At 61.3% G+C, this 3474-nt stretch carries 3 protein-coding genes; 2 read left to right on the top strand and 1 reads right to left on the bottom strand.

All coding sequences use genetic code 11. The features are described from left to right. Positions 1 to 50: 50 nt before the first annotated feature. Positions 51 to 1310: a tyrosine-type recombinase/integrase gene (locus ACN6LM_RS37740; RefSeq protein WP_445069939.1), complete on the top strand. Its 1260-nt coding sequence runs from the start codon at positions 51 to 53 to the stop codon at positions 1308 to 1310. 96 nt (positions 1311 to 1406) lie between these two features. Here the strand turns inward: ACN6LM_RS37740 and ACN6LM_RS37735 are convergent, their stop codons facing one another. Beyond that, on the bottom strand, positions 1407 to 2486 hold the full coding sequence (locus ACN6LM_RS37735) for a GTP pyrophosphokinase (protein ID WP_445069938.1): 1080 nt from the start codon (positions 2484 to 2486) through the stop codon (positions 1407 to 1409). A gap of 383 nt (positions 2487 to 2869) precedes the next feature. Here ACN6LM_RS37735 and ACN6LM_RS37730 point away from each other — a divergent pair, with 383 nt between their 5' ends. Continuing rightward, a complete protein-coding gene (locus ACN6LM_RS37730) occupies positions 2870 to 3400 on the top strand; it encodes a hypothetical protein (RefSeq protein ID WP_445069937.1) in 531 nt (176 codons plus the stop codon). The last annotated feature ends 74 nt before the right edge of the window (positions 3401 to 3474 follow it).

Genomic DNA, 3474 nt, shown 5'->3' with positions numbered 1-3474 from the left:
CGATCTGACCACCTGGTCGTGCCCCTGCCCCATGCCCACAGGAGCACCCATTGGCCGGCCACATCCAAGACCGCTGGTACAAGACCGAGACCAACGCCGAGGGCAAGCCCGTACGAGTCAAGAGTGACCGGTACGGCGTCGGGCTCCGCTACCGGGCCCGGTACATCGGCCCGGACGGCACCGAGAAGTCCAAGTCCTTCCCCGACCGACAGAAGCGACTCGCGGAGAACTGGCTCAGTCACATCGCTTCCGACATGTCCAAGGGTCAGTACATCGACCCCCGAGCAGCCCGAATCACGTTCAAGGGCTACGCCGAGAAATGGCTCAAGGCGCACAGCGCGGACCTGTCGAGCCAGATCGTCACCGAGCAGCGCCTACGCCTGCACGCCTTTCCCGTCCTCGGCTCACGGCCGCTCGACTCCTTCCGGCCGGAACACCTCCGCGAGCTGGTGAGCGTTCTGGAGGCCAACCCGGGGGTAAGCGGCGCTTACGCCCGCAATATCTATGGTGACGTTCGAGCGGTACTGAGTGCGGCTGTGGACGACGGGCTCCTCCCCCGCAACCCCTGCTCCGCGAAGTCCGTGCGGCCGCCATCGGTCGAGCGGCGACGAGTCACCCCGTGGCTGGCCTCACAGGTGCAGGCAGTCCGCCAAGCCCTTCCCCAGCGCTACCGGACCATGGTGGACACAGGAGCTGGCTGCGGGCTCCGGCAGGGTGAGATTGTGGGACTCGCTGAGGACGCCATCGACTTCGAAGCCGGCATCCTTCGGGTCGTTCGACAGGTAAAACTCATTCAGGGCACGGCCGTATTCGCCCCGCCGAAATGCAATAAGGAGCGAGACGTCCCGCTTCCGTCCTCGGTGGCCGAAGCCCTGCGGGTGCACATGGATGCCTGCAAGCCGGTTGAGGTCACCCTGCCGTGGCGGAAGCCTGACGGCCCGAAGGTGACGGCTCGTCTCCTGTTCACGAACACAGCAGCCGGAGTGGTCTGGCGGAGCAACTTCAACATCCAGGAGTGGAAACCTGCACTCGCTGCGGCCGGCCTCATCCCGGGGGCCCGGGAAGGAAAATACGAGTCCGCCCGCGAGCACGGCATGCATGCGCTTCGGCACTTCTACGCCTCAGTGTTGCTGGACGCTGGCGAGAGCATCAAGGCGGTGAGCCAGCACCTTGGGCACACCGACCCCGCACTCACTCTGCGGGTGTACGCACACCTCATGCCATCGAGCCAAGAGCGCACACGCAAAGCGATCGACTGGATCTTCTCACCGTCCCGCGACGAGGCAGGTGAGACAGAGACAGCTCAGTAAGGCATGAACGACTCCTGGCTGACACTGAAAATGTCAGCCAGGAGTCGTTCCAGAGTGCCTCGCGCAGGCCAAATCAAATACAAGACTTAGGTGCGCCTATTGCATCAGCTCACCGATCTCACGAAGGCGCTTTTTTTGCTCCTCCGAGAACACCATGCCGCGATACCTACGCGCGAGTTCGCTAACAAACAGATCCATCTCGCCCCTCTTCAACTGCGAAATCTTCAGCAGCAACAGGTAATACAAACAGAGACCCCGACTAAGAGCCTTGTGCCCTCCCGTGTCAGTGATCCAGTGATCACTGAAAATCTCTATGCGTTCGCGATTAGATTCGAGATCTTGCGCTAGATCCTGAACAGTCACCGCACCGAAATCCATCAGCTTGGCCACCTGCCGCCAAGCGTATTCCGCGTGATAGTGAAGTTCGGTGGTTCTCAATTTAGTTGCCAGCATTTTATCGATGCTCAAAGCAGTGGCATTCGTCTCCAAAAAACTCTGAATCGTGAGCTGATCGAGCGGCAAGTCCATCTGGCTAGCATCGATTTTCGAATGCACCTCCTCGGAATACGACTGATGCGCGTCCCTCAGTTGACGGAATTGCTCGTCGGCCATCTCAAGCAATCCAGCCAAGCGGTAAAATTGCCTCCGGGTCGCCTTCGGAAGGGATCCCTTAGACTTATATCCGAGGTCATGTTCAATTTCCGCCCAAGCATGCTGCAGCAGAGACCGAACCTGCAGTTCAAATCCTAGCCCCTTGTACTGTCTGTACTCGATCAGCGATTCCCGCCGAGGATCCAGGCTCAGGATGTAGTGTCGAGACAAATAGCCAAATCGGTCAGGGTCGAGCAAGGCTCGCTTGTCTACGGAATTCGCTTCGTCGATCTCGAATTCCCGTTCAATCAATTCAGAAATGAGATCAACTTCGTCATCGAAGTAGGTTATGACGCGCACACCAAGAAGGTCAGTAAGAGAGCCATAACCCGTGTACTTATCAGGCGCGGCCTCGACCTTTGTCTGTGCGCTCCGCCAAGTTTTGACTCGATACTCAACGCTTTGCACCATGATGCCAGCCTCGGCAATGAGGTGTTTCAGCAAGCCACAAACGACTTGACCGTACCCTTCAAGTCTCGATGTGCTCGCAGCGTACGAAGCTTCAGACAGACCCTCGGCGTTCATGAGCTCATGTTACGAGGTGCGCCGAAACTCTAGTGGGGGAATTGCGACATCGAGAGCACTGTTGGCATCTCCTATCCCTGCCGCGAGGTCGAACCGATCACACGCCCCTGGCCGCCTGTCGAACAACGGTGCCCTGGGACTGCCATCGGACTCTCGACGGCCCACAGGCGGCCCCACCGGTCCACACATACCGTCTCTCGACGGCAACATCGCAGGTAGATGGGCTATGCCTGCTATAGGACAGTGAGTTCTCCGGGCTTAGGCATGGTTCTTCCAGTGTCGCAGACGCGCGGAGGTGCCCCTGTGCGTCGTGGTGACGGGCTCCGTACGGGGTAACCGGGACAACACAGAGAGTTCCGCGACCGCCGCAGGAGGCAGGTGCCGTGCACACCGTGAAGCACTGGTTCAATGACAGCCTGACCGGGCAGGGCCTGCTGGCCTTCGTGCTCGGTGTGGGCCTGAACGCGCTGTTACGCCACGACGATTCCCCGGCCATGTGGCTGGTCCAGGGTGCCGTCTACTCCGTCGTCGTGCTGGTGGCCGTGGTCCTCCAGCGGAGGCGGACGAGCCGGGCGACGGGCGCTTCCCCGGGTGCCATCGCCGGCCTCGACCGCAAGATCCGCCACCATGATGTGCCGGACGATCCCCAGGAGCGGGCCGTGATGGGGCGGCTGGTCGACGAGCGTCTGGGGAAGATCGAGCGGGGCAAACGGTGGCTTCCGTTCTGGATGGGCTTCATGGGCCTGATCGTGGTCGCCATGTTCGTCCTCGCCGCCACCAGCGGCGGCTCCCTGGTGTTCCCCCTGGCCTTCGCCGTCTTCATGGCGGCGTTCTGCGCCTGGATCCTGTGGATGCGCCGCCGGGCGCTGGCGCTGAACCGCGGTATGCGGACGGCGCTGCGCGAGCGCGGCTGACGCCACAGGATCCAGGCGCAGAACGCCGCCATGAAGACGGCGAAGGCCAGGGGGAACACCAGGGAGCCGCCGCT

The organism is Streptomyces sp. SAS_281, assembly GCF_052542855.1.
The sequence above is the reverse complement of the archived record's forward strand: the minus strand, read 5'-3'. Positions and strand labels throughout refer to the sequence as shown.